This is a genomic window from Paracoccaceae bacterium Fryx2, from assembly GCA_032334235.1.
In the GTDB taxonomy this organism is placed as follows: domain Bacteria; phylum Pseudomonadota; class Alphaproteobacteria; order Rhodobacterales; family Rhodobacteraceae; genus JAVSGI01.
Genome location: JAVSGI010000003.1, coordinates 291,186 through 314,224 on the forward strand (window position 1 = coordinate 291,186; position 23,039 = coordinate 314,224).

A 23,039-nucleotide genomic window follows, 5' to 3' on the forward strand; every position below is an offset into this window, starting at 1 on the left:
GCGCAGACAATGGTGTTGGCCTCGTCTGAGTATTGCAGAAATTCATACAACGGTGCTCTCCACATTTGAGTAGACTGGGGCGGGGAATATATTCGTACCGTCAGTGTAAATATAGGGGGTTGTGATTACACTGTTTCCAGTTCCGGAGCCGATTGAATGTTCAATATATAATGTGTCGCCCGGATTAACGGCTATATCAACTGATCTCTCAATAATAGAAAGAGACCCAGTTCTTGTGAATGTTGTCAAAGTTGTCAGAACCATCCCACGGGAGCGTTTGAACCTCATCGTTGATGTGTTACCCGTATTCGAGACCTGCTGGCCCGCCTTGTAAGTGACAGTACCGGCCTGCATAAACCCGACTTCGCCCATAATGGTGAATATCGAGCTGCTTTGTGTTGAGTTCGCGTTTTTCACCTTAACCACTGTCCCAACAGTCAGCCGTTCCAGCGCATCAAGTCCAACCGCCGCAACCGCCACAATCGCCGCCTCAGTGTAAATCGTCACAGTCGTTGCCGAGTCCACCCGGATCCGGAAAGTACCAGAGCCGTTGTTGATGACTGCGTTGCCGACGATGGTCACACCCGTGCCGCCCACAAGCGTCAGATTGAAAGCAGCAAGATTGACGATGGTGAACGCGCAGGTGGTTCCCACCACATATCCACCCAACTGGGCAATGATATTGGTGGCGATGGCTGTATTCACGTTCCGGTTGGCCGTTGGTGTGCCGACAAATATCTTGCTGTTGACCATGTTCGCTGCGGTCATGGTTGTGTTGGAATCTGGAAGAACAACTTCTGTGGCGAGGTTCACATCGCCTGCGGTGAAGGATACAGGGCCGGTGAATGCCGCGCCCGCCAGAGCGGCCTTCTCAGTGCCCAGCTCATTCAGCGCGGCCTGCACATTTGTCGCAGTAATCGTCCCGGAAGCAACGTTGGCGACATCAGCCGCTGTGATGCCGATCCAGCCGTTGTTGAGCGCATTGCGAATTCTCAGCACGGGAAGTGCGCCGGATGAATCTATCCATATCTGACCTGCTCTTGTTGTGAGTGGTGCCGTCGCAGCATACTCATTTCCCTGAAGATCTGTCAGGATCAGGTTCAGCTCGGCGCGGAACTGCGCTCCGGACAGGTTGGCAAGGTTGTAGTCGCCCATCAGAGAACCTCCTCGGCATGAATGCGTAGTTTTGTGACCAGCACGTTGAAATCCGGGCTGCTCGACGTCAGCCGCGCCCGAAACTCCGCCGCGCGCACATTGAACTCGGAACTGTCGAGGCGCGACCATGCGGACCAGACGGGCGACACTGCAGGGTTGTCGTCGGTAACCCGCGCCTCGACGATCACGTCGATCAGCGCCCCTTCGGAGTTGTCAAAATCGACCCAGGTGTCGATCAATTGCACACGGGCGTCGATCAGCGCGGCAAGGTTCAGCGCCGCCACGTCGATTGCCGAGCGCAGCCGCACCCGCTTCAGCGCGCCGAAGTCCATGCCCGCAGGGAAGGTGAAGAGCCCTTCTGCAGCTATATTGGTGAGTTTCAGCGCCCCGGTATCGACCACGACATTGACAAGTGTCCCGAGCCAGACCGGATCGGCGGTGAGGCTCAACACCGGGGCAAACAGCAGCACCTGCGCGCCCTTGCTCGAGACGCTCGCCACCGGCCCTAAATTGCCAGTGTTGTCCATCGCCCGCACAATGTAGGATCCGGGTTTCAGCGGAACGGTTGCGATGGCATCGGAACCGGCCACCTCGTCCATGCTGGTCGATGTAGACCATGTCGGGATCGCCGCCGCCGAATGGCGGATCACGATGCGCCCGCCGATCCGCACGTCGAGATCGGTGGAGGGCCGCCATTTCAGGATGGCGAGGCCACCGGCGGTCTGGATTGTCAGGCTGTCCAATGCCGCAGGCGGGGCGGTCAGCCCGAGGACTTCCATGCTGTTGCCTGCATAAGGGGAGGACACGCCGATCACCGAGATCGCTTTGACTTCCACCTCCCAGCGGCCGGGCTTCACATCGCGGATTTCCCAGAAGAGCTGATCGGTCCGCCCGAACGTTTTGAATGCATCCCCGGTGGATGCGCCGAGCTCGCTCACCACGCGGCGCGCCCGGATCTGATATTCGTGCACGAAGTCCGATGGTGCCTCGGTCCAGGACGCGAGGATCAGCGTGCGCACGCCGGTACCGCTGCGGGTCTCGTATAGCGCCTCTGCCAGCCACGGTGTGCCGGGGCTCTGAACCGCCCCGGGTTTACCGGAGGGCAAAACTCTCGGAGAATTGCCCATTATGGAACAGACACAAAAGAAGAAGACCGCGAAGCCGTATTCCCCCGAGTTCCGCGAACGTGCGGTGCGGCTGGTTATGGAACACCGCGATGAGTATGAGAGCGAAGGTGCGGCGCTGACGGCGATCGCAGGCAAATTGGGTTGTTCGCCGGACAGTCTTCGCGTTTGGGCCCGGCAGGTCCAGCGTGATGGCGGCGACCGGCCAGGCCAGACAAGTGCCGATAAGGCACGGATAAAGGAGTTGGAGCGCGAGAACCGGGAACTTAGGCAGGTCAATGAGATCCTGCGCAAAGCTTCAGCGTATTTTGCTCAGGCGGAGCTCGACCGCCCGTTTCGCAAATGATGGATTTCATTGAGGAAAGCCGAGAGGCATTCGGGGTCGAGCCGATCTGCAAAGCGCTGCAGTTTGCCCCTTCCACCTATTATGACCGGCGCGCCATTGTGCGTGACCCTGAGCGGGCATCGCGCCGAGCAAAGTCCGACGCTGCAATGAGCCTCAAGATCGACGGGGCCTGGGCGGACAACCGCAAACTTTACGGCGCCCGGAAGGTCTGGCACGTTCTGCGGCGAGACGGCGAAGATGTCGCCCGCTGCACGGTGGAGCGATTGATGCGCGCCTTGGGCATCAGGGGTGTGGTTCGGGGCAAAAGGGTCGTCACCACGAACCCGGACACGTCACTGCCCTGCCCCGACGATAAGGTGAACCGGATCTTCAAAGCGGATCGGCCAAACAAGCTGTGGGTTTCGGACTTCACTTATGTGCCGACCTGGTCGGGGACAGTCTACGTAGCCTTCGTGATCGATGTCTTCGCACGGCGGATCGTTGGCTGGCGCGTGTCCACATCCATGACGACCAAGTTCGTCCTCGACGCGCTGGATCAAGCGATCTGGCAAAGAAAAACGCTGGATAACAAAAGCTTGGTCCACCATTCCGACCGTGGATCGCAATACCTGTCGATCAAATATACCGAACGACTGGCTCAAGCTGAGATCGATCTCTCAGTCGGAACCGTCGGTGATGCCTATGATAACGCACTGGCCGAATGCGTCATAGGCCTGTTCAAAACCGAGGTGATCAACCAGATCGGACCGTGGAAATCGATGCGCGAAGTCGAATGGGAAACCCTGAAGTGGGTCGATTGGTATAACAATCGTCGCCTGCTCGGCCCTATCGGCTACGTCCCACCCGCTGAAGCAGAGGAGGCGTTCTATGCAAACCTGAACACAATCGATATGGTCGCCTAGTCGTTGAACAAATCACCCTCCGGTAAACCCGGGGCGGTTCACGTCCGGACCGCAGGGTCAGCGCCACCGCGACTGTCTTGAGCCCGGTGGTGGCGTAATCCATATCGCCGGTTTCCAGCAGCAGCGCATCAGGCCGACCGAGCGCATCGGCGCTGTAGATCACGACCTTGCCGAGCGCCGCGGCAACCGCGACCGTCACGTTGACCGCCAGCGTGTCGATAACAATGTCCACGCGGGGCATGAACGCAAAAAGCTCGAAGCGATCTGCAGCACCGATAAGGGCTCCTGTCGCCGAACCAGACCCCATGGTTGTCAGGATGTATTCGCCACCAACTGGCATCAGAAAAGGAACATCATTCTGCCCGTCGATGATCCATGTCTGGCCCCCCAATCGCGCCCGCAGTTGCCCCGTCGTCGAGTTGTGCCATATGGTGCCGTTCGCTGGACTGACCGGATCGCTGGCCTGCCCGGTCAGCAGCACCGGCACAGAAAAGGTCTTGGCTCCGGTAAATGTCTGAGCCAATCCAAGAACGGCGAGGGTGTCGCTCGCATTCGGTATGGTGAGGGTCCGGGTGGTGCCCGCGGTGATGCCCGACAACTGGAACTGCACCTTCCTGGTGTCGTTCGCATTGTCCACAATGGTGAACGTCGCATCATCGAATACCACGAAGTCCTGCGCCACCGCCGCAATGAACACATTGGCCGACCCGGACAGATTCAGCAGCGCACCCGTGCTGCTTTCGGTCAGAACGCGCGAAAGTGTCGCGGCGGCGGCGGTATAGACGCCGGTGCCGATTTCCCAGGCCGTGCCATCCTCGATCACATAGCGGACGCTGGATGCATTCGCCACGCCAGCAGCGGCAAAGGTGCGGAACCCACTGGCTGCCGCGCCAAGGGTGACGGTGCCCGTGCCTGTGGTGCCCGTGGCGACTTTTACGCGGTTTGCCAAGACGGGCATGGGATTTCCTTCGGGTGATGGTGCATGATTGAAGCGTGGCTCATAGTGCTTCCCTGGCGGCGAGGGTGAACAGGAAGGTATCGGCCCGCCCGATGCGCGATGGCACCGGGGCGGTCAGGCGCAGCAACACGCCCGGGGCAGCGATTTGCAGCGTGTCACCACCGGTGGGCGATGTTCGCAGCCGTGGCACGAAGGCGAGCGTCGCCGCACCTGCACCGCTGGTCACCACATCCGCGGTGAGCTGATACAGCCGCGTGGCGGTATCGGTGCCGAGCGAGAAGAAGTCCCCGGCAAACAGCGGGGTGCTTGAGAGCGGCCAGCCGCCGGTGACCAGCGTCCCGCCAACTTGTGCCCCGCCCGTGACATTGGGCGCGAGAACACTCCCAGGCTGTTTGATCGTCGGGTCGCGGAACAGGAACCGGCCGCGCAGCCCGCCGAGTGCTGCGAAGAATGCCGAGAGGATGCGGGCGTTGCGTCCATTGGTGCGCGCAATCTCGATTGCGTAGTCCCACCATTCCCCGCCCCAGTCCTGCACCTGTTCGGTGCCGGTAAAGGGTGATGTGGCCACCGCTGTGCTGGTCATCAGGCGGCGCTCGAGCGATTGCACGAAGGTGAGGGGAAGTTCTGGAATCATCGATCAGTCCCTCCGGTCAAAACGCATGGCCGCGACGCCTGCCGTCCGCCACGCTGGCCTTGGCGATCCGGGCAATCTCGGGAATGGCCGCGCGCATCGAGGCCGCGATCTGCTCGGCGACACCGGCCTGCGCCCCGCGCGCATCGATGCTGATCGTGACACCGCCCGATCCGCCACCCGCGCCGCCACCGCGTGCGACACCGCGTGCGACCTCGGCCCGCGACAGCACCCGTTCGCCGCGCTGCAAGATCGAAGGCACCTCGTCAGGCCGAAGACCTGCCCAGCCGCCCGCATGCATCCGTGGTGCCCCCGCGAAGGCCAGTGCGGGCACCATTCGGCTCGGGCCCGGTGCCCCGACCATGCCGCCTGCATGGTTGACCGACGCGGAGACCCCGCCGACCGCAGCGGAGATCCCCGCAGAGAGCCAATCGGCCAGCGGGCCCAGCACAGCGTTCTTGAAGGTCAGTGTTGCGAGATCAGCGAGGATTGACGAGATCAGCGCTTTGAAGTCGAACTTGCCGGTGGTCACGAACTCCCGGAACGCACTCTCGGCCGACTGGAAGGCCGAGGTCAGGGTTTCGCCCAGGCCCTTGCCCCAATCCATCGCGCCCTTGGCATAATCGGCCAGGGAGGCAGTGACCGCATCCCAGCCCGCCGCAGCCTCCTCTGCCGCCTTCTTGATCGCAGGACCAGCGCCACCTGCGGATTTGCCAGCATCCTCAAGGCCGACCTCCAAATCAGCGGCAGCAGCGGCAGCGGCGGCCAGCGCGTCCTCACCCTCATTGCCGGAGCCGAGAATGGCGTCTTTCAAAGCCTGCCAGGCGGCCAGCGGTCGGGTGGCCGCCTCGGTCAGCATGCCCGAGGCTTCGGTATAGGCGGCAGCACGGTCGCGCGCGTCATCGGCCATGGTGCCAAGCCCAAGGTCTGGCACCTCAAGGTAGGTCTCGCCCATCGCCGCCTTGAACGCATCGGCGGCGGCGGCCCCGGCGGCGGTTGCCGCACCCTCGAACGGATTGTCGACACGGCCCAAAGTGACCGGAACCACGGTGCCGATCTGAATGCCATCCCCGCCGGTGGCCCAATCGGGCAGCATCGCCAGTGCCGCGTTCAAGCCGCCGATGAAGGTGTTGATCCGAGTGACGACGCCGTTCAGCATCGCCTCGACGCCAGAGATCAGCCCGTTCGCCGCCTGAAACGCGAAGTCGCCAATCGCCGAGGGCAGCGCGGACCAGATCGCCTTGACGGCATCAAACGCCCCCTGAAACACCCCCGCTGTGGAGTTACCGAAGCCGACAACCGCCACCAGCGCGCCTTGCATCGCCTCGGCAACGGTGGCGGTGATCCCCGACCAGCTGGCACTCAGGCTGGCAACCACCGCATCGATGCCAAGGCCGATCCGATCCCAGACCTCGCTTGCAAGATCTTTCAGCAGCCCGAGGGCCGCGCCAAATCCACCCACGGCTGAGACCAGTTTGGAGAACTGATAGACCAACTCGCCCGCGCCGACGATCAGTGCACCAATGCCGGTGCGGATCAGCGCGCCGCGCAGGATCACCAATGCGGTGGCGAGGCCGCGCACCGAGAGCGCCGCTGCCGCCAGCGCGACCACCCAGCGCCCGGCAAAGAATGCGGCGAATACCAACGTGATGCTGGAAATCCGCCCGATATTTTCGCCCAGAAAGCTGATGGTGGTCTGGAACGCCCCGCCTGCCCGCGTGGCAGCGGCCAGCACATTGGCCACAGTCTCCAGCGCCGGAGCGACCGCGACGGTCAGCTGGTTGGCAAGGCCAAGCCAGACCAGGCCGAGCCGGTCGATGGCATCGCCCGCAGTGCGGATTTGATCGGCATCCTGATCTGACACCGCGACACCGAAGTCGGTCACGTCCTGGGATGCCTGGCGCAGCGTCGCAGAGTCGATCCGGCTGAAGGCGAGTGCGGCCTTGGCCCCGAACAGATCAGAGGCCACGGCAGCCCGCTCGGCAGGCGAGACAAACTTGGTCAGCGCATCTTGAATGGCAACGATGCGCTCATCGAGCGGCAGAGCCTGCAGATCGGCGGCGGTCAGGTGCAGCCGCTGCAAAGCTGTCACCGCCGTGCCGGTGCCGCCCGCCGCATTGGAGAGGTTCAGGGTCAGCTTCTTGGTGGCGGCTGTGATTTCCTCGATCGACACCCCGGCCAGATCGCCCGCAAAGGTCAGCACCTGAATGCTGCGGGTGGTGGTGCCGAGCGATTGCGCCAGATTGGCCTGCGCATCGATGGTTTCCAGCCCCGAGCGGACCATCGCGATGCCAGCGGCCGCCGCAGCCGCAATGGCCACCGCCGCCGCAATCTTCACCCGGGTGGAAAACGCAGCCAGCCTTGCGTTGGCCCTTTCCATCTCCGATGACAGGCGGCCGAAGCCGCGGGCACCGGCATCGCCGACGCCTTCCAACTCGGCGCGCACCTGTTTGCCGCCCACGGCCGACAGCCGCACGCTCACTCGTTTCTCGGTCATGGATCAGAAGCCTTGAATTTCAGGTTTGACTGTCTTACGTTTCTCGTATCGATCCAGAGGTGGTATGATCATGTCCGAAACCGCAACGCTGTCCACGAAGTTCCAGATCTCGATCCCCAAGGCGATCCGCTCGGCCCAGCATTGGAAGGCCGGGCTGACGTTTGCCTTCATTCCCAAAGGAACGGGCGTTTTGCTTGTTCCGGTCCCGCAGCGGGAGGCGCTGAAGGGCCTTGCGAAAGGCGCATCAGCGACCGATTACCGTGACCGCGCGGATCGCTTCTGATGGTGCTGGTCGATACATCGGCATGGATCGAATGGCTGATCGGCTCGCCCACTGGTGACAAGCTGACCGGACAGCTGCCGCAACAATCTGACTGGCTGGTACCGACAATGGTGCAGCTTGAGCTTGCTAAATGGCTTACCCGCGAGGTGGGCGAGGACAAGGCCGATCAGGTGACCGCCTTTACACAGGTCTGTCAGGTCATCCCTCTCGACACCGAGATTGCCCTTGCGGCGGCCGAGGCATGCCGCACGCACCGGCTTGCCACCGCCGATGCCATCATCTTCGCGACCGCCCGCCTGCGCGATGCGACACTTCTGACCTGCGACGCGCATTTCGACGGGCTGCCGGGTGTGATCCTGATCGGGAAGGTCAGCACCTGATCGCAGATCACCCGGACGAGGCGATCTGTTCGTTCAGCCTGCGCACCATCACCGCCTCCAGATGCGGCAGCAGTTCCGCCACCACCATCGGGTTCAGCCCCAGCGCTTGGGCGAGGGCCAAGGCCGCCGTCATGTCCCAGCCCAGCACGGCACCGGGGATTGCCCGCAACTGGCCACCAAGGCGGCCGACCAGATCCCAGACCTGCCAGCCGTCATGGCTCAGCGGCTGGTTCAGTCGGGCGGGGCAGTCCGGGCACGCCCCTTCGCTCGCCTCGCAGGCGTGACAGGCCTGGCAGTAGCTGTCGCCCCCACCGAAGTGCCAGTCGGCGAGGGCGCAGAGGCGTTTTTTTCCGCATCCAGCAGCATGCCCGGGCTGACGTAGTGCAAGTTGAATGCCTCGAAGATCGGCCAGAGCGACAGGAGCGCGTCGATGCCTTCGGGGCTGACGGCGATAGCCGTACCGTTCTCGTCACCCACGCCATCCCAATCCACGACGGCGCGGCGGGCGAGGGCAGCGGCGAACACCGCCGCCCGGCTGTCGTTGCTGGCATCGGCCTCCAGCGCCTGCACCGCAGGATCGGAGCGCGTCGCCACCATCAGCGCGGTGGTCAGCGGCATCAGCTGCAGCCGCACGCCGTGGCCGAGGTCTTGCCATTGCGGTTCAGGGGAAAGTTGGATCCGGATCATGGGTAACCTGCCAGAGAGTTGACCAGCACCACCGTGCACATCCGCGCCGGGCTGGTGGCCAGTGCGGCTTGCCAATCGAACGACGCTTGCACGCCTTTCGGGCCTTTGATCTCGATGCGCGGGCGCGGCAGATAGACCGCGTGGGCGGTGAGCGTCAGGCTTTCCCCGCTGCCCAGCAGGTAGCTGAACTCAAATGCCGCCGCCGTGCCATTGATGGCTTGCGTCAGCAGTGTCGTGTCGGCAAAGCGCACTTCGACCTTGCCGGTCAGCGCCGCGATGGTCGGGTCGACGCCATCGATCTTGCCGTCGGAGCGGATGGTTTCGATCCGGTCGAGATTGTTGGCATAGGTGATATCGGCCGAGACGATATTGCCCAAGACCACCCCGTCGCGCTTGATTGCGCCGTTGAAATGGCCGAAGCGCTTCAAGGAAATCGCAGCAGGCGATCCTGCGCCGGTTACCGCAGCGATGGTCTCGCCCTGCGCCACCAGAGTGGCTTTGCAACCGAGCAGACCGGAGCGTTCCATAGCCCACGACAGTTGATCCAGCACACAGCCCGAATACATCGCAAAGCGCGGCACTTCCGGCAAGCCGACCTCGATTGACATGCTGGGCAGGGTCCAACTGCCCGACAGAAAGGTGTGGGCGTTCAATCCGCCGGTCAGGGTCGACCCCGACACCGTGCCGTTGGAGGCGGGTGCAATGGACGCGGCCAGCGTGAAGCTGTTTCCGGTGCTGCCAAGGGCGTCATGCACGATGGTCAGCGCGGTGGCCGTGCCGGTATAGGTCGCGAGCGCCACGCCCGTCACCACGCTGGCATTCAGGGCAGAGGCGAGCGCTGTCATGGTGGCCGCGAGGCTGGCACCGATATTGATCTGGTTGCCGACAGCGCCCGAGGCCACAAAGGTGAACACCGTGCCGTTGATCGTCAGCGTGCTGTTGGCCAGCGGCTGCGCCGAGAAGGTGATCGCCCCAGTTGCCGCCACGGTGGCCACGGTGGTGGCTGCGCCGAACGCTGCCTTCAGCCAGAAGCCGAACCCCACCGCGTCAATCGGCACCTCCACATCGCCGTCGGTGGTGATCGCATCGAGGATGGGCGGGCGCGGATCGCGGCCATAGCCCAGCAGCTCAGACGACAGCAGCGGCTGCTCTGCCGCCAGTGAGCCAGTAATGAAGGGCATCTGGGTGTAGCCAGACCCCGGCGGGGTGCCGTAGACAGTCTCGAACGCAAGCGCCATCTGCGCCCGCGCTCCTTGTGCACGTGCCATGTATTGTCCTTTCTGATCATCGTGGTGTGGTGTCAAACTGACGTCTTGCGCATCACGCGCGGCCCGCTGATGCTGCGTCACTTGTTATTTACATTCGCCCGCAGACGACTCGCCCGGGCTAGAAAGGCAAAACTGCGATGACATCTTCCACGGCGCAACCGGCCAAGACCTCGTTTCTCGCAGCAGACCTCGAAATCACTGGTGATGTGAGATGCACCGGGCAGGTAATGATCGAGGCAAAGATTATAGGTAATGTCGTAGCCGATGACATTGCGATTGAGGCCGCCGCGCATGTCGAAGGCGATCTCAAGGCGCGCGCAATCAAGATCGACGGCGTGGTTCTAGGCAGTGTTGCGGCAGCTGAGCTGACGGTCACCGCGCGTGGTCGGGTCTCAGGGTCCGTTTCCTATGGCACATTGACCGTCCAGCCTGGCGCGACGGTGGAGGGTGATCTGAAAAAGGTTCGCCCCGCGACACCTCACGGTCAGCTGAGCGGATCGGCCGTGGAATAGTGCAGCACAATTGTAATCACGGCGGCCTTCAGCGTCGCCGCCCCCTCTACTGCCAAATCAACTGGGCGCGGCGCTTCCGCCTCGATCCAGTCGCAGAGACCGCCGAGGGTGCGATCAGTGACGATCACGGCGCCGATCTGCCCACACAGCGTGGCAAAGGCAGCGTCACGGCCCGCGCATTGAACGATGACTTCCAGCTCCGTACGATGCTGGAAGTGATACAAAAGTGGCGACAGCGTCACCGCCGGATCGCCCGGGTCGCCATCGCGCAAGATTAGCAGGCCTGCGGCTGGCACGCGTTCAGGCAGGACTTCCCCGCGCAGAACCGGGACGAAGGGGATCAGGCGCAATAGATCCGCTAGAGCGGTCAGGATGGTCTCGCGACCAGGCATCGGCATCTTGGTTGACCTCGTATGAAGAATAGCGTTTTTGCACGGCACTGGGCCTGTAGCTCAATGGTTAGAGCAGGGCGCTCATAACGCCTTGGTTGGGGGTTCGAGCCCCTCCGGGCCTACCAGTGCCTCTCGGTGGAGCGCGCCGATAAAAAAAGACCTCGACCGGCAAGCGCCCCGAAGCCTTTCTGATTGACGCCGCAGCGGCGTGAGAACCACCGAACTCAGCCGTTAATAGCGCCCTTCTGTGTTTTGCTGATGGTCACCTTGACCTGCCGATCTGCAGCTTTGGTCATGGTTTCACCGGTCGCCGGATTGCGCACTTGACGCTCGGGGCGTGCGCGACAGGCTACTTTGCCGATGCCAGGCACGGTTACGGCGCCACCCTGTGCTACCTCTTGTGTGACGATGTTCGCCAGTGCATCAAGAAATGCCGCCGCGGTCTTACGGTCAGTGCTTACCGCCTCCGCGATCATCGCCGCCAGTTGCGTCTTGGTTATCGGTTTGTTCATGTGGTTGGCCTTTTTGCTTTGTTTTCTAGTTTTTTCTTGCGCTTTATTTTCGAGGAAAGAAGGGGATAACACGCTCATCAGAGCCGGGTTTCCACCCAATTAGCCACAATCAACCCCGGCACGCGGTCCACAGCTCGTTCCGCATCCCGCGCCAGATCAAGGCGTTTCGCAAGCTTTACCTGTGGCACCAGCAAAAAGATTGGCACGGTTGCGACCCCACGTCCGGTCTTTGATCGTGAGGCAACACCAAGCCCACGGCTGTTGAGCCGCCCCTCCGCCACCAGCAGGCTTGGACCACGGCGACGATAGATGAAGCGCAAGTGCAGGCCGGTGCGCCGCTCCCACTCGCCGGGGGTGATCCGGCCGCCACGGGTGGATTTGCCTGCGGCTGGCGTCGGGATTGCCAGCCAGAAGCCGTTTTTCGAGCGGATCAGCGGGCCGGTGTCGTGCGCGCCGACGATCACCGGCGCGTTCGACCAGACCAGCGCGGCGGCGTTCAGGCTTTCGCCCGATTTTGGAAAGCTGGCGAGGCGGATCGAGTTGGCAAGCCGGGTGCCAAGCCCGGCCCCGGTGATCTGCGCGCGCCAGGCGGTTTTCAGGCCGGTGCCCGCCGCGCGCATGGCGGCGGTGACCGCCTTCTCGCCCGCCACGACCTCAGCCGCCATCATCGCGACGATGTCCGGGGAGATGTCGAGCTTCAGTTTCACGCAGGCCTCAGATCAACGGTCCAGACCAGCCGCTCGCGGTCGCGGACCGGCTCGCCCTGAATGAGGAAGGCATCACCGTCGATCTCAATTCGGTCGCCGGGACGCGGGTTTGGCACCTCGGCCACGCGCAGGTCGACGCGTGTCGTTTCCGACCAGAGCCGAGCATCGCCAAACTCGGTGATGTCATCGGCACGCCGGGCGACGACGCGCACCAGCACCTGCGCGCCGCCGTCGGAGATGTAGATTGCCTCTGAGCCGATGTTCGGATCGGCGAAGAGCATCTCGATGGCTGCGGCAAAGGCAGACATCACGTCCGCCGCGCCGAGCGCAGCACCTGCGGGCGGGTGCAGATTGGCAGCGGGTTCGACTCAATCTCAAGGCGCACCCATTCGTCGCGGTCCCGGTCGGGGATCATCCGCGCGTAAAGCGGCTGGCCCAGCGTGTTGACCGTCTCGAAGGTGTCGGCCGGGGCGTGGTAGATCTCGAACAACCCGTCGACGGCTTCGGGATAGAAGGCCGCCTTGTCGACAGCCACGCCGAAGCCTGCGCCGCCCCGGTAGCGGCGGAAGGTGATGCCGCCAAAGCTGACTTCGTCTGCGATGCGCGACCGCAGATCGGCGGCGGCGGCGGTGTTGAGGTAGGTCTCGCGCACTTCCTTGTGCGCCACCAGATCGGCAAAGAAGGCCGAGCCGCATTCGGCGCGCAATGCAATCGCACCGGTGGCAAGCCCGCCCATCGTGTCCTCGACGCTTTCGATCAGCGCCTGGCAACGCTTGCGAAGTGCGCCCGAGGCCGGGGTGGCGTTGTCGAGATCGAAATCCACTTCCGCCGCCGGGGTGATGCCGAACTCGGTGAAGTAGTTCACCACCGTGGCACCATCGCGCGGGTCTTTCACCAGCCCCTGGATGCCGTTGAACAGGTGATACTCGAAGGTGGTCTCGGCGTCGTTGCGCAGGCGACCCAGCTTGCGGGCGACTTCGGCCTGCACCTGCTGGGTGGCGGACTCGGAGCCAAAGTCACGCACCTGCTGGATTTCCGAGGCCCAGATCACGTCCTGCTTCTTGAACTGGCGGCAGACGAAGGCCCGCACATCGCGGCGCTCGGGGGTCTGCTGGTCATAGGCCGAACCGCGTTCCGAGAACGGGATCAGCGACAGGGTGCCATCGCGGCTCTCGATCACGACGGTGCGCGACCGCACACCGCGCGCGCCGAAGATGCCGGATCCGGACAGGGTGGCAGGCTTGTAGGGGATGTTCTCCAGTGCACGGGTGAGTTCGATGATCGAGAAGGCATCGCCTTCGAAGATGTCCATGGTGGCCATGGGGTGCCTCCTGATTTGGGGTTTATCGAGCGAGGATGCCGAGCGTCAGCAGGGCTGCATGCGCGGCGGCGATCTGGGGTGCGGTCGGCGTGCCGGGGATGGTGATCTCATGCTGGTTGACGATGGCGGGGCCGCGGATCAGCACGACGGCGTTGGTATCGCCGCCGCTGGCATCGACACTGTCCCAGAGGATGGCCGCTGCCGTCTGGGTGCCGTTCACGGCGGCGGGATCGTGAGCGGCGTATTTGCCCGAAGCGGTGATCTTGCCCAGAATGGTGCCGGGCGCGAGGTTGCCGGAGGCGAGGATGACGGTGCTGCGGCAATAGTCGCGCAGCGTTTCCCAGACGAGGAAGCCGCCCGCGTGGCGGGTTTCAGTGAGGATCGGCATGGTCTTATCCTTTCAGACGGAAGGTGCTGGCGATGACGTCGCCCCAGGGACGTGCGCCAGAGGGGCGGCCCGGTTGTGGATGGGCGGCGGAAATGTCGGGGACCGCCTCGGCGCGGGTGGCGAGCAGAGCTGCGCGGACATCGTCGATGCCGGTGTCGCGTTCGAGGAACCGACCCGCCATTTGCGGCTGTCCGGCAAGGCGACAGAGATCGACGACGGCACGGGCGTGGGACAGGACTTCGGCGCGGATGCTGGCGGCAAAGTCTGCACCGTAGGCCGCGGCAACGGTGCAGACGTCATCGTGAGGCGGGTCGGTGTCTGCGCCAAAAGTCTTGGAAGCGCCGAGAGTTTCCGCGCCCGGGTCGGATGGAGGATCGGGAACCGTTGACGGGATTTCGCCAGCATCAGAGCCAGCGGCGGCCAAGTCACTGGCGGGCGCAGTTTTTGGGTTCGCATCCCCGGCAGCGGGATCTTCGTCAGACGCCTCGCCTGCGATCCCTGCGGTGATTTCGCCATCGTCTGCATCGGCCGCAGCCGCCTCGCGCCCGTCTGCCGCGACCTCGGCGAGCGCGGGCGGCGCATTGCGGAACCGTGCCACATCGAACCGCGCGGCAATCCGCACCGGCTCGGCAATGCGGTCAGCAAAGCCGATATCCAGCGCATCCTTGGCATCAAGCCAGGTTTCTGCCGACATCAACGGGGCAATTTCTTCCTGTGGACGGCCCGACTTGGCGGCATAGCCCTGCAGCAGGCTGCCCTTCACCTTGTCCAGCGCCTTGGCCATCGCACGCATGTCGACAGCAGTGCCCATCACCATGCCGGCAGGATCGTGGATCATCAGAAAAGCATTTTCTGGCATCACCACCTCATCGCCCGCCATGGCGATGTAGGAGGCCGCCGAGGCCGCGATGCCGTCGATCCAGACCGTGACCGGGCCGGAATGCCGCTTGATTGCGTTGTAGATCGCGACCGCATCAAAGACCGAGCCGCCCGGGCTGTTCAGCCGCAGGGTGAGCGGCGTGGCGTCCGGCAATGCGCTAAGTTCTGCCAAAAACCCCTTGGCCGAAATGCCGTAGGCGCCGATCTCGTCATAGATCAGCACCTCCGCGCCCGTGGCTTGGGCGCGGATTGTATACCAGCTGTTCATGCGCTTACGCTCCTTGTTGTGTGTCGGCCCCGGACGCGCCGGTGTCAGGCAGGGTTTGCGGTGTCGCGCGCGCTCCTTGCGTCTCGCCGGGGCTGGTGCGGTAATGCAGACCCATCGCCCCAGCGCGCTTGGCGTCCGTTGCGTTTTCTCGGTCGATTTCCTCGACGTCGTAGCCCGTGGCCTCGACAACCTTGCGGCGCGATACAATCCCGGCCTCCATCGCCAGCACCTGCGCCTGGATGTCCTTTAGCGGATCGACCCAGTCCCAGCGCGGCGGGATCCATTGCACGGGGCGATAGCGAGCGGGTGACCCTGCAAAATCGGGCAAATCCAAGGCGCCCGACAGGACTGCCGTTTCCAACCAGCGCGCCCAGATCGGTCGGCAAAGCTGATACGCAACAACACCATGCTGCAATTGCTCGACACGGCGGCGGAACTCGACCAGTTCGGCGCGGATGCTGGAATAGTTGGCCTGGCGCACATCGCCGGTCACCAGATGATAGGGCAGCCCGAGCGAGGCCGAGACCGACAGCAAGGTGCGGTATTGGAACGCCTCGTAGCCACCACCGACATCAGCGGGGCTGGAGAACTTTACATCCTCACCCGGAAGCAGCACCTGCAGGGTGCCGGGTTCCAGACTGACGGTCGCGCCACTGGCATCGGTGGCCTCGATTTCGCCCATCAGCTGTTCTTCTGGTGCTGTCTTGGTGATGAAGCCCGCGAACATCGCCGCCGTCTTTTTGCGGTCAAGCTCGGCGTCATCATACTGGTCGAGCAGAAACAGTCGCACCATCGCCGGTGCCATATGCGGCAACCCCCGGATCTGGCCCGCGTCAATGGGGCGGTAGATGTGCAGCACCTCTTCGGCCGGAACACGGACCGTCTCGGGCAACATGGCACTCTGATCTGTGCTGTCGCCGGGATGGCGGCGGCGGAAATGATAGGCCTGACGCCGCCCGATGGCGTCGAATTCGATGCCGCAGCGGATGCGGTTGCCATTTGCGGCAATTTCGGTTCGCTCAAAGGGCAGCATCTCCGACTGCAGCAGCTGCAGCTGCAAGGGCACCAGCAAGCCGTCCTCGGCTCGGCGCGGCCGCAACCGCACAAAGCACTCGCCCGCGACGAACATCTCGCGCGCCACCATCGCCTGCAGCCCGTAGAAATCGGTCAGCCCGTCTGCATCCGCCTCATCGGTCCAAGCGAGCCACAACCGCTGCACCTGATCGCGCAAGGCCGGATCCTCGATCAGCGACGAGGGCTTGATCCCGTCGCCCACCAGGTTCGACGCAAAAGCCTCACAGGCATTCGCCGCATAGCCGTTGGTGACGACAAGTTCGCGCGACCGCGCCAGCAGTCGTGGCCCGCCCGAGGCGATCAGCGAGTTGATGTTCTCCATCGGCGGTCGCCAGCCGCGCAGCCGCCGCTGCGACATCGCCCCTTCCAGCCGGGCACGCACTTCTTTTGGGCCGCCGGTTCCCCTGCGGCGAAAGGCATCAAGCCAGCCCATGCGTCACAGCCCCTTGGTGGTGATCACACGCACCTGCCGGATGATCTTGCGCCCCTCGGCCGTGGCAATCTCGCGGTCCAGCACCTCGATGGCGCGGTCAATCTCGGCCAGGCTGCGGTAATCGACCGTCTTGCCGTCGTAGCTGACCCGCGCCACGCCGCTGGAGCGCTGCGCCGCCAGTGCCTCGCGGCGGATTTTGAGTTCGGTGATTGTGGGCATGTTTACCTCATGTAGTTTGAAGCCACTGTTCTGCGCCGTGCGGGGCTGCGCACCGCTCGAATGGATCCGGCGGCGGCCTTTTCTTGACTCCCTTCATTCTTGCCATCCCCTGCCACCTGCGCCTCCAGATCCACCCAACGCGCCTCGGACCAACGATCAGCCCCGACGATCCAGGCGGCCGCGCGAGCGTAGACCCGGCAGTCCAGAGCCTCGTTGCGCTCGCGCAGCTTTTGCCATTCAAGCCGGGCAAAGCCGCGCTTGGTGCGGACGGTGACCAATTCCTCGGCCACCAGCTGCTTCAGCCATTCGCTTTCGACCCAGTCCGGCAAATGCACGGTGCCGGGCGGATGCTGCACACCCGTTGCCAACTCCTCCCGCGTCGGGCGCGGCAGGCCGAGGTGGCGGTAGGTCTCCGCCTTGAAGGTGGAGACCGCCACCGTCCAGAGCCGCGCGCCCCGGCGCAGCCGCTTGCCAGCGTCCGTTACATCGACATAGGTTGGGCCCGACACCGGGCTGGAACGGTTGAATCCTTCGACGCCCTTGACCGGGGCGACTTGTGCCACCCCCTGCCGCCGCGACCAGGCATAAACGGCTGGAGCTTCATAACCGGTATCGACGGCGAGCTTGGCCAGCCGGAGCTGCGCACCGTTTTCATGGCTCCATGTCCGGTCCAGAAGCTTTGTCAGCTCTGCCCATGCGCCCTGATGGTCCGGGCCGCCGTCGATGACAATGTGATCAACCAACCAACTTGTCCCACCCCGACCCCAGGCCCAGACATCAACCTCGATCCGGTCCTTCTGCACATCGGCCCCGGCGGTCAGGAACAGCCCGCCCTGCGGAACGATCCCCGGCTTCCACGCCTCGCGCCGATCATAAAGCCGGGTCCAGTCCGGTGCTTCGCCAGATTCCACCCATGTCTCGCCAAGGATCGTGTTCTTGAACGCCCGGATAGCCTCGTCCGAGCCCTGTGCCGCCTCCCATGCCCGCACGATCCGCTCCCAGCTCAGCCAGCCGATCGGCGAATAAAGCGCCGAGAGGTGATAACCGACGGTGCCGGGATCGGCGGCGGTGGCGGTTGCCCGCCAAACGCCTGCCTCCAGCAACGCCGTCTTGTGGTGTTCCGGGATGGGCCGGTCGCAGCCCTCGCAATGGTATTCCGCAGCCTCGGGCCGCCCCTTCTCCCAGCGCAGCCGCTCGAACTTCAGCCACTGGAACTGGCCGCAATGCGGGCACGGCACGAAGAACCGGCGCTGATCGCTGGCCTCATATTCCCGCTCGATCCGGCTCAACCCCCGGATCGTCGGCGTCGAGACCAGAAACACCTTGCGCCGGTGCGCGAAGGTCAGCGACCGCGCCTCGGCCAGACTGATCGGGTCGCCTTCCTCGTCGGCCGAGGCCGGATAGGCGTCGACCTCATCGAGGAAAATGTAGCGCGCCGGGGTCGAGCGCAGCCCCACGGCCGAGTTCGCCCCGGTCATGATCAGGATGCCGCCCGCGAACTCCTTGGACAGCATGGTGTTGCCCGCATCACGCGACCGCGCCGGTTTGACCAGTTCGCGCAGTGCCACGCTTTCCTCGATCAGCGGATCGATCCGCTGGCGCGAGTTGCGTTTCGCCAGTTCCACGGTCGGCTGCACCGCGAGCATCGGGCCCGGCGCATGGTGGATGGCAAAGCCGATCCAGTTGTTCCCGGCCTCGGTAGCACCGACCTGTGCTGCCTTCATGAATACGATGCGCTGGACAGCGGAACTCGGTGACAGCGCGTCCATGATTTCGCGCATGTAGGGCGTGCGTGCTGTACGATAGCGCCCCGGTTCAGCGCTGGCCCGCGATCCCAGCATCCGGTGCGCATCGGCCCACTCCGACACCGTCAGATCGGCGTCGGGCTTAAGGCCCCGGCCCCAGCTGCGCAGCAGTTGATCGGAACCGTCGAAGGTGTCGGTCTCAACGAAGGTCGATACGGACCTCGGCGAGGCTGTCGAGTTGGGCACGGACATGGGCTTCCAGAACCTTCTGCATCATGACGGGCTCCAGACTTCCATGATCCGCGATCATCACCCCCAGTTCCGACGCCATCAGCGCCGCCGCCCGCGCGGGCCACGTCACCCAGGCGTCGCGTTCCTCTCGCGCCAGCCGGAACACCAGGCCCACCGCGCGGTCCCGGTCGATCAACTCGCCCTTCAGCTTGGCCAGCTTCAGCTTGCGCTCCTGCGCTTTCAGAACCTCGTTGGCGGTCCTGGCCTGCAGAAAGGTCGTGCCGCCGCCAGTGACTGGGGCGGGCAACCCTTCCTCGCGCAGCGTCTCACCCACGGCCGACAGCGCAGTGTCCGGCACCGGCTTTAGTTTGGGTGCCGGTGCCGGTGACGGTGCATTTCTTGCCTCGCCACGTTGCTTGGCAGGGTCCGTCATCGCAGCGCGCCGCGCATCAGACGCAGCCGCATCAATCGACCCATCGACGTACTGAACCAGCCGCCCGGTATCCTTGGCCTTCTGGATAGCACCGCGCGACAAGCCGACATGGGCGGCATATTGGCGCTCGCTCATCCCCTGCATCTCGCACCCTGTATTCTTCATAAAGCAATGATATTGCTTGGAAATGAGTTGATTACACTCTGCGAAGGAGCGATTCTCGGAACAGGAAATCACCCCTGATCGGAGACCAGATCATGACCATCGAGACCAAAGCCAAACCCGCCGTACCCGAAGCGTTGATCCTCGAGATCGCCACCAGACACTTCTTCGTCGAAACGCTGGAAACCCGGAACAGCGATCGGCTGGATTTCCATGATGTCGCCGTCTGGGCGATGCGCGCCGCCCTTGAAGATGCCTATGAGGCCGGACGCATTGCCGGTGCCAAGGCCATGCTGGCCGCCGCAACCTCCCGCTGAAAGGATCGAACCATGGCCACCACCACCATCCGCATCGACATCGCCACGCTGCCAGACCATCTGGACCGCAGCCGCCTGAACAGCGTCGCCGCCAGCATCGAGGAGGCGCTGAAGGAGGCAGGAATCAAAGCCGATTGCTCGGACCTGTTCTCTCACCTCAAGATCGAACTGCCGACCGCGCAGCTGGCCGCCGCCAGCGCCGTGCTGGTCGACCTGCAATTGATCTGAGGCAGGCCACACAATGAGCACGCGCGCACAGATCGCCATCCAGACCGGCCCCGAGGAATGGGCGCATATTTACGTCCACTATGATGGGTATCCCTCGCACATGCTGCCCGCGCTCGCGCGCTGGACGCCCAAAGACATCCTCGCCGCCAGTGAGATCAGGCAAGTGCGCGCTGATGAACTGGACTGTTTCGTGCCGCCACGCGCGCCGCAGATGCTGCCACGCCCAACCTGTCAGTTCTGCCACCTCTACATCTGGCAGGGCGGCGCTTGGGCCGACATCACCCCAGATACCCCCATGCCCGAAAGGCCCCAGCTATGACTTTTACCCTGAACTGCCTGCCTGAAGGCGAGATCCTCGCCGACCTGATCCGGCGCAACTGCGCCATCGGCTTCGATCTGCGGTTCTGTCGCAGCGTTGCTGTCACGCCCGAGGATCGCGACACCATCACCTGCGACCCGGGCGAGGCGGAGTTCGCGACGCTGTCTGCCCTCACCGATCTGGGCGAGGCCATCGCGATCCATGACGTCACGCTTTCCAGCGCTGGAGCCGACGAAGTGGCCGCCATCGCCCGCGCGCTGTTCGTGGCCATGGTCAATGTCCGCCGCGACCCGCCAGATGCTGCGCAGCGCCATGAAACCGAACAGGCAGCACTAATCGATCCCGACAGGATCGGATGACACGGCGTTGCACGATCATAAAGCACTGATATTGCTTAGATTTACCTACGACAATCAGCCCACCAGAGCGATGATTGTCACAGGAAAACGATGCAACTCACCCCCGGAGACCAAGCCATGACCACCCGCCGCGCCACCGACAATTCAAAAGCTTTGAACGCCTTCCTCACCGCGAAGGTCGAGATCGACGCGATGCTCGAACGCCTGACCACCCTCAGCGCGGACCATTTCGACGCTCACCCTGACGAGGTCAATTGGGGCCATGTCGGCACCCTCAATCATCATGCGGGCCTGCTGCGCCAGATCACCGACAGCGCCTTCAAGGAAGGCGAACACGCCGAGTAACGCACCAGCCATCGCGCCAGCCCCGCCCTGCGGGGCTTGACCTCGTAGAAGGGCCCGCATCCCGCGCGCCCCAATACGGAGACGACGATGACCCAGATTCAGTTGTCAGATGCCCAATCCATCATCCTGTCCACCGCCTGCGCCCGTGCAACCGGTCTGATCTTTCCCGTCACTTCCAGCCTCAAGGGTGGCGCTGTGGGAAATGTCTGCAAAAGCCTTCTGAAGCGCGGGTTGATCGAGGAAATCTCCGCCGCTGATCCCGACACGGTCTGGCGGCATGACGACGCGGGCCCCCTGACCCTGCGCGCCACGCAATTGGCCCATTCGGCGCTCGGGCTTGGCGACGCTGACCATGATGTGCCCGCCCCGCGACAAGACCTGACACTTCCGACTCAGCGCAAGGGCACGAAACAGGAGGCGCTGATCGCGATGCTGCGCGCCGACGGCGGCGCGACCATCCGCGAGATCGTGGCAGCCACTAATTGGGAGCCTCACACTGTGCGTGGATCGATGTCCGGGGTCCTGAAGAAGAAGCTCGGCCTGACCATCACTTCAGAAAAAGTCGACGGTCGGGGTCGGTGCTACAAGATTTCTTGAGCCTGACCACAGGCCGCAACACTGCCCATATTGCCGCCGTCGACCGAACCCGGTCGGCGGCTTTCACGTTCAGGCCAGTCTGATTATTGGCCGATCTGGCGCTGCTCCAGTGTTTCGTCGTCACCGTCCGACTTCATGACATCGGCGATAAGGTGGTTCACCATCTCGTCGAAATAGCGGGTCAGTTCCCGATGAAGGCTCTGAAACTCGGCGGCGATTGTCGCCTCGAAAACACTCTTGCGGGCCCGCACCATGACCGTCGTTCGTCGCTGACGAGGGTACCGATAAGGCTTCACATCATGCTTGCGGCACAACGCCACGAACACTCGCACGGCCCAAACATCCGGAAGGATATACTGCAATTCGGTTTCTGGCTCAGTCGTCTTGCTTCCGGCCAGATCCAAGCGTGCTTGCATCCGTCCAAGCGCTGCCCCGGCTGCTGCCCGTTCTCCGGGTGTCGCCCCACGCGCAAAGAGCGCCTCGAGCTTTATCAACTTGTCACGGATGTCTTCGTGGTTGTTCATCTTCACCGCGCCCTGATGCTTCAGGAGGTGGCGTAAAGCACCACCGCCTCAGCCGGTCAACCACGGCTTGGGCGTCTCGTCCTCGCTCGAACAGCCGCCGTAGCAGATAGCCACGCACCAGCGAGACGCCGACGAAGGCGAGCCCAATGGTCAGGTGCTCTGCAAAGCCGGTCGCGATGCCGAACCATGGGAACACCACGATTTGCGTCGCAATGGCCAGCACGTAGCCAACCACGATATTCGTCGCTGCCTCGACGAGCGACATGAGGCGCGACTGCTTCATCCCGCCACCTCATCCATCGGCCAGCAGTTCAGCTGCCAGAGTTCTGAGCGCATGCGCTGCAACCAAGGGGACCACACCGTTTCCACAGAGGCGGAGCCGGTCCACCCGGTGGGCCAGCCCATCAGCGCCTCGACGAACAGCGGGTTCAAGGTCCGGCGCACATCGGAGGTATCGCTCCCAGCCACCTGCATCACCAGGACTTGGCGGCCAAGCAGGCCGTTGACCGGCGTGTTCGCCAATGTCGTCGCCCCGTCCTTGTGATCGCGCGCCGTCGGCGTCATCCACATACGGCTGACATGGGTCAGATCGGCCGTCCGCCGGTTGCCCGCGCTCGGCTTGCAGCCGTCGTTCGCCATTGGCGTCGGCCAGTCCCGCGCCATGCCGTCCAGACCCTTTTCGTATTTCCGGTCGCCACCCCGACTCCTGAAGCTGTCGGTCTGCGGCGTAGGCCACAGCGCTGCCGTCGTCGCGAGATTCATGCCGTGCTGCCCCGCTTCCTGCGATGGCGTCGGCTTGGTCTGACGGTTCTCGTTCGCACTGGCGCGGGGCGTCGGCCAAAG

The 23,039-nt window shown here is 63.6% G+C and carries 32 protein-coding genes, 1 tRNA gene and 1 other annotated feature; of the genes, 11 read left to right on the plus strand and 22 right to left on the minus strand.

Features of this window, described 5'->3' with window-relative positions:
• Nucleotides 1-42: 42 nt before the first annotated feature.
• Nucleotides 43-1,155, minus strand: coding sequence for a hypothetical protein (locus RNZ50_02405; GenBank protein MDT8853900.1), 1,113 nt, complete (start codon nucleotides 1,153-1,155; stop codon nucleotides 43-45).
• Nucleotides 1,155-2,174, minus strand: coding sequence for a hypothetical protein (locus RNZ50_02410; protein ID MDT8853901.1), 1,020 nt, complete (start codon nucleotides 2,172-2,174; stop codon nucleotides 1,155-1,157). The genes RNZ50_02405 and RNZ50_02410 overlap by 1 nt, the downstream gene beginning before the upstream one ends.
• A gap of 109 nt (nucleotides 2,175-2,283) precedes the next feature.
• Here RNZ50_02410 and RNZ50_02415 point away from each other — a divergent pair.
• Nucleotides 2,284-3,527 (plus strand): IS3 family transposase gene (locus RNZ50_02415; GenBank protein MDT8853902.1). Its coding sequence is split into 2 segments (ribosomal slippage): nucleotides 2,284-2,590 and nucleotides 2,590-3,527, totalling 1,245 coding nucleotides; the frame shifts between segments, so codons are not numbered across the junction.
• Nucleotides 2,580-2,696: a sequence feature (AL1L pseudoknot), on the plus strand. (Overlaps the previous gene by 117 nt.)
• On the opposite strand, the gene RNZ50_02420 is transcribed toward RNZ50_02415, so the two are convergent.
• From RNZ50_02420 to RNZ50_02430, 3 genes are read right to left on the minus strand one after another with little or no spacing between them, the layout of a single operon-like run.
• Nucleotides 3,451-4,485 (minus strand): hypothetical protein, encoded by a 1,035-nt coding sequence (locus RNZ50_02420; protein ID MDT8853903.1) that lies wholly within the window; start codon nucleotides 4,483-4,485, stop codon nucleotides 3,451-3,453. The two genes, RNZ50_02415 and RNZ50_02420, sit on opposite strands and share 77 nt — an antisense overlap.
• Nucleotides 4,486-4,525: 40 nt before the next feature.
• Nucleotides 4,526-5,119 (minus strand): hypothetical protein, encoded by a 594-nt coding sequence (locus RNZ50_02425; protein MDT8853904.1) that lies wholly within the window; start codon nucleotides 5,117-5,119, stop codon nucleotides 4,526-4,528.
• Between the two features lie 16 nt (nucleotides 5,120-5,135).
• Nucleotides 5,136-7,613: a phage tail tape measure C-terminal domain-containing protein gene (locus RNZ50_02430; protein MDT8853905.1), complete on the minus strand. Its 2,478-nt coding sequence runs from the start codon at nucleotides 7,611-7,613 to the stop codon at nucleotides 5,136-5,138.
• A gap of 70 nt (nucleotides 7,614-7,683) precedes the next feature.
• Between RNZ50_02430 and RNZ50_02435 the strand changes: the two genes are divergently transcribed.
• Together RNZ50_02435 and RNZ50_02440 are read left to right on the plus strand one after the other, a co-directional pair.
• Nucleotides 7,684-7,896: an AbrB/MazE/SpoVT family DNA-binding domain-containing protein gene (locus RNZ50_02435; GenBank protein ID MDT8853906.1), complete on the plus strand. Its 213-nt coding sequence runs from the start codon at nucleotides 7,684-7,686 to the stop codon at nucleotides 7,894-7,896.
• On the plus strand, nucleotides 7,896-8,276 hold the full coding sequence (locus tag RNZ50_02440; protein MDT8853907.1) for a type II toxin-antitoxin system VapC family toxin: 381 nt from the start codon (nucleotides 7,896-7,898) through the stop codon (nucleotides 8,274-8,276). The genes RNZ50_02435 and RNZ50_02440 overlap by 1 nt, the downstream gene beginning before the upstream one ends.
• Nucleotides 8,277-8,283: 7 nt before the next feature.
• Here the strand turns inward: RNZ50_02440 and RNZ50_02445 are convergent, their stop codons facing one another.
• The 3 genes from RNZ50_02445 to RNZ50_02455 all read right to left on the minus strand — a co-directional run bounded on the left by RNZ50_02445 (nucleotide 8,284) and on the right by RNZ50_02455 (nucleotide 10,231).
• Nucleotides 8,284-8,445, minus strand: a complete 162-nt coding sequence (locus tag RNZ50_02445) for a hypothetical protein (GenBank protein ID MDT8853908.1) — start codon at nucleotides 8,443-8,445, stop codon at nucleotides 8,284-8,286.
• A gap of 62 nt (nucleotides 8,446-8,507) precedes the next feature.
• Nucleotides 8,508-8,963, minus strand: a complete 456-nt coding sequence (locus RNZ50_02450) for a hypothetical protein (protein ID MDT8853909.1) — start codon at nucleotides 8,961-8,963, stop codon at nucleotides 8,508-8,510.
• Complete coding sequence (locus tag RNZ50_02455) at nucleotides 8,960-10,231, minus strand: phage tail tube protein (GenBank protein ID MDT8853910.1); 1,272 nt, start codon at nucleotides 10,229-10,231, stop codon at nucleotides 8,960-8,962. The genes RNZ50_02450 and RNZ50_02455 overlap by 4 nt, the downstream gene beginning before the upstream one ends.
• A gap of 137 nt (nucleotides 10,232-10,368) precedes the next feature.
• On the opposite strand from RNZ50_02455, the gene RNZ50_02460 reads away from it, so the two are divergent.
• Entirely contained in the window at nucleotides 10,369-10,743 is a 375-nt protein-coding gene (locus RNZ50_02460; protein MDT8853911.1) for a polymer-forming cytoskeletal protein, read from the plus strand.
• Here RNZ50_02460 and RNZ50_02465 read toward each other — a convergent pair.
• Complete coding sequence (locus RNZ50_02465) at nucleotides 10,716-11,135, minus strand: acyl-CoA transferase (protein ID MDT8853912.1); 420 nt, start codon at nucleotides 11,133-11,135, stop codon at nucleotides 10,716-10,718. The genes RNZ50_02460 and RNZ50_02465 overlap by 28 nt on opposite strands.
• A gap of 49 nt (nucleotides 11,136-11,184) precedes the next feature.
• Here RNZ50_02465 and RNZ50_02470 point away from each other — a divergent pair.
• Nucleotides 11,185-11,260 (plus strand) — tRNA-Ile (locus RNZ50_02470).
• 99 nt (nucleotides 11,261-11,359) lie between these two features.
• On the opposite strand, the gene RNZ50_02475 is transcribed toward RNZ50_02470, so the two are convergent.
• From RNZ50_02475 to RNZ50_02520, 10 genes are all read right to left on the minus strand, one after another.
• The gene (locus RNZ50_02475; protein ID MDT8853913.1) at nucleotides 11,360-11,647 is read right to left on the minus strand and encodes an HU family DNA-binding protein; all 288 of its coding nucleotides are present in this window, start codon (nucleotides 11,645-11,647) and stop codon (nucleotides 11,360-11,362) included.
• Nucleotides 11,648-11,724: 77 nt separating this feature from the next.
• Nucleotides 11,725-12,354, minus strand: a complete 630-nt coding sequence (locus RNZ50_02480) for a DUF6441 family protein (protein ID MDT8853914.1) — start codon at nucleotides 12,352-12,354, stop codon at nucleotides 11,725-11,727.
• Nucleotides 12,351-12,662: a hypothetical protein gene (locus tag RNZ50_02485; GenBank protein ID MDT8853915.1), complete on the minus strand. Its 312-nt coding sequence runs from the start codon at nucleotides 12,660-12,662 to the stop codon at nucleotides 12,351-12,353. Before RNZ50_02485 ends, RNZ50_02480 begins: the two co-directional genes overlap by 4 nt.
• Nucleotides 12,662-13,675 carry a major capsid protein gene (locus RNZ50_02490; protein MDT8853916.1) on the minus strand — a complete coding sequence of 338 codons (1,014 nt, stop codon included), beginning with the start codon at nucleotides 13,673-13,675 and terminating at the stop codon, nucleotides 12,662-12,664. Before RNZ50_02490 ends, RNZ50_02485 begins: the two co-directional genes overlap by 1 nt.
• Before the next feature lie 22 nt (nucleotides 13,676-13,697).
• On the minus strand, nucleotides 13,698-14,063 hold the full coding sequence (locus RNZ50_02495; protein MDT8853917.1) for a head decoration protein: 366 nt from the start codon (nucleotides 14,061-14,063) through the stop codon (nucleotides 13,698-13,700).
• Between the two features lie 4 nt (nucleotides 14,064-14,067).
• A complete protein-coding gene (locus RNZ50_02500; protein ID MDT8853918.1) occupies nucleotides 14,068-15,210 on the minus strand; it encodes a Clp protease ClpP in 1,143 nt (380 codons plus the stop codon).
• Between the two features lie 4 nt (nucleotides 15,211-15,214).
• Entirely contained in the window at nucleotides 15,215-16,717 is a 1,503-nt protein-coding gene (locus RNZ50_02505; protein ID MDT8853919.1) for a phage portal protein, read from the minus strand.
• 3 nt (nucleotides 16,718-16,720) lie between these two features.
• Complete coding sequence (locus tag RNZ50_02510) at nucleotides 16,721-16,936, minus strand: hypothetical protein (GenBank protein ID MDT8853920.1); 216 nt, start codon at nucleotides 16,934-16,936, stop codon at nucleotides 16,721-16,723.
• Between the two features lie 2 nt (nucleotides 16,937-16,938).
• The gene (locus RNZ50_02515; protein MDT8853921.1) at nucleotides 16,939-18,933 is read right to left on the minus strand and encodes a phage terminase large subunit family protein; all 1,995 of its coding nucleotides are present in this window, start codon (nucleotides 18,931-18,933) and stop codon (nucleotides 16,939-16,941) included.
• Nucleotides 18,881-19,489 (minus strand): hypothetical protein, encoded by a 609-nt coding sequence (locus tag RNZ50_02520; GenBank protein ID MDT8853922.1) that lies wholly within the window; start codon nucleotides 19,487-19,489, stop codon nucleotides 18,881-18,883. The genes RNZ50_02515 and RNZ50_02520 overlap by 53 nt, the downstream gene beginning before the upstream one ends.
• 113 nt (nucleotides 19,490-19,602) lie before the next feature.
• Here RNZ50_02520 and RNZ50_02525 point away from each other — a divergent pair, with 113 nt between their 5' ends.
• The 6 genes from RNZ50_02525 to RNZ50_02550 all read left to right on the plus strand — a co-directional run bounded on the left by RNZ50_02525 (nucleotide 19,603) and on the right by RNZ50_02550 (nucleotide 21,672).
• On the plus strand, nucleotides 19,603-19,824 hold the full coding sequence (locus tag RNZ50_02525) for a hypothetical protein (GenBank protein ID MDT8853923.1): 222 nt from the start codon (nucleotides 19,603-19,605) through the stop codon (nucleotides 19,822-19,824).
• A gap of 12 nt (nucleotides 19,825-19,836) precedes the next feature.
• Nucleotides 19,837-20,052, plus strand: coding sequence for a hypothetical protein (locus RNZ50_02530; GenBank protein ID MDT8853924.1), 216 nt, complete (start codon nucleotides 19,837-19,839; stop codon nucleotides 20,050-20,052).
• Between the two features lie 13 nt (nucleotides 20,053-20,065).
• On the plus strand, nucleotides 20,066-20,371 hold the full coding sequence (locus tag RNZ50_02535; GenBank protein ID MDT8853925.1) for a hypothetical protein: 306 nt from the start codon (nucleotides 20,066-20,068) through the stop codon (nucleotides 20,369-20,371).
• Nucleotides 20,368-20,730: a hypothetical protein gene (locus RNZ50_02540; GenBank protein MDT8853926.1), complete on the plus strand. Its 363-nt coding sequence runs from the start codon at nucleotides 20,368-20,370 to the stop codon at nucleotides 20,728-20,730. The genes RNZ50_02535 and RNZ50_02540 overlap by 4 nt, the downstream gene beginning before the upstream one ends.
• Nucleotides 20,731-20,847: 117 nt before the next feature.
• Nucleotides 20,848-21,075, plus strand: a complete 228-nt coding sequence (locus RNZ50_02545) for a hypothetical protein (GenBank protein MDT8853927.1) — start codon at nucleotides 20,848-20,850, stop codon at nucleotides 21,073-21,075.
• Between the two features lie 87 nt (nucleotides 21,076-21,162).
• A complete protein-coding gene (locus RNZ50_02550; protein ID MDT8853928.1) occupies nucleotides 21,163-21,672 on the plus strand; it encodes a DUF3489 domain-containing protein in 510 nt (169 codons plus the stop codon).
• 83 nt (nucleotides 21,673-21,755) lie between these two features.
• On the opposite strand, the gene RNZ50_02555 is transcribed toward RNZ50_02550, so the two are convergent.
• From RNZ50_02555 to RNZ50_02565, 3 genes are read right to left on the minus strand one after another with little or no spacing between them, the layout of a single operon-like run.
• Nucleotides 21,756-22,196, minus strand: a complete 441-nt coding sequence (locus RNZ50_02555; protein MDT8853929.1) for a hypothetical protein — start codon at nucleotides 22,194-22,196, stop codon at nucleotides 21,756-21,758.
• Nucleotides 22,171-22,479 carry a hypothetical protein gene (locus tag RNZ50_02560; protein ID MDT8853930.1) on the minus strand — a complete coding sequence of 103 codons (309 nt, stop codon included), beginning with the start codon at nucleotides 22,477-22,479 and terminating at the stop codon, nucleotides 22,171-22,173. The genes RNZ50_02555 and RNZ50_02560 overlap by 26 nt, the downstream gene beginning before the upstream one ends.
• Nucleotides 22,476-22,958, minus strand: a complete 483-nt coding sequence (locus RNZ50_02565) for a hypothetical protein (protein ID MDT8853931.1) — start codon at nucleotides 22,956-22,958, stop codon at nucleotides 22,476-22,478. Before RNZ50_02565 ends, RNZ50_02560 begins: the two co-directional genes overlap by 4 nt.
• Nucleotides 22,959-23,039 lie beyond the last annotated feature (81 nt).